Origin of the sequence: Limnospira sp. PMC 1279.21 (assembly GCF_032349615.1) — a bacterium.
Taxonomy (GTDB): Bacteria; Cyanobacteriota; Cyanobacteriia; order Cyanobacteriales; family Microcoleaceae; genus Limnospira; species Limnospira fusiformis.
On sequence record NZ_JARPLU010000408.1, the window covers coordinates 1 to 1,201 of the forward strand.

General features: G+C 36.6%; 1 pseudogene. It reads left to right on the plus strand.

The features are described from left to right. Positions 1–147 precede the first annotated feature (147 nt). A pseudogene (locus P5683_RS25010) lies at positions 148–1,201 on the plus strand (tail fiber domain-containing protein); the annotation flags it as partial.

A 1,201-nucleotide genomic window follows, 5' to 3' on the forward strand; every position in this document is an offset into this window, starting at 1 on the left:
CGGGTGATACTGTTATGCTCACTATTGGCGCTAGTAAACTACAAGCTATTGCCGAATCAGTTGCTGATATTTCAGTGACCTTGGTTGAGCTGGTCACTGTAGATTAAATAGTTGGGGGATAATCCCCCTTTTTTCGGAATCTTTATTATGACTAATTTCAATATTTACTCTAGTAAATTTGGGCAATCAACCGATGACTTGCCAGAAGCTGAAGTTAATCTGTATTTAACTAATGAACGGATACAAGCAGTTATTGACTCAAATACTAATTTCGCGCCATCCGGTCACGGTCATATATGGGGCGACATCAGTAGTGCGCCTGCTACCGCAACCAGGTGGCCTACTTGGCCTGAAGTTACAAGTAAACCGACAACGTTTACTCCATCAGAGCATACACATTCAAACATTACATTAACCGCAGGAGATGGTTTATCAGGAGGAGGAACATTAGCAGCTAATAGAACAATTAATGTAGATTCAACTGTAGTAAGAACTACAGGCAATCACACTTTCACAGGAATTAAAACATTTAACATAATAAATAATCCCGTATATTTTTTAAATAATGAAAGTTGTTTTGATAAAAATATGCTTATTAATTTTAATGTTTGGAGGGGGTTTGACATACGCCGGATAGGGTCTACTGCTGGTTCGGCAAGTTTAGTACTAAATAGTAGAGTTGGAGGAAATAGCTGGGCGTTTTCTCATCAGGGAAATTATTCTATGCGACTTGAAGCAGAGGCTAATCCTAGAGTATTTATATATCATGGTATTAATTTTCTTGAAAGTAATGTTTGGCGAGGTGCTCCTAGCGATAGATATGCAATACACTTATATAACGGGCAGACATATTTTATGAAGCACTCAACTCTTTCATCATCTGGAGTACATACTAGATTTAGAGTAGGAGGCACAAACGTATCTTTGATTAACGATAGTGGAGATTATGTTAAAGGTTCTTCGGATATGAGATTTACAACAGTTTTTAATGAGAGTATTAATAGCTTAGATTGACTTCAAAAATTATATTTAATTAAATTTAAATATAATGAGTTAGCAGCCATGGATTTTCTACACAATAAACTAAAATCGGTTTAATCGCACAAGAAGTTCAAGAGCACTACCCCGATGCAGTTTAAGTGGTTCAAAATGACCACACAGATAGCCCTGAAGTTGACGACAAAAAAATAGATTATCTGAC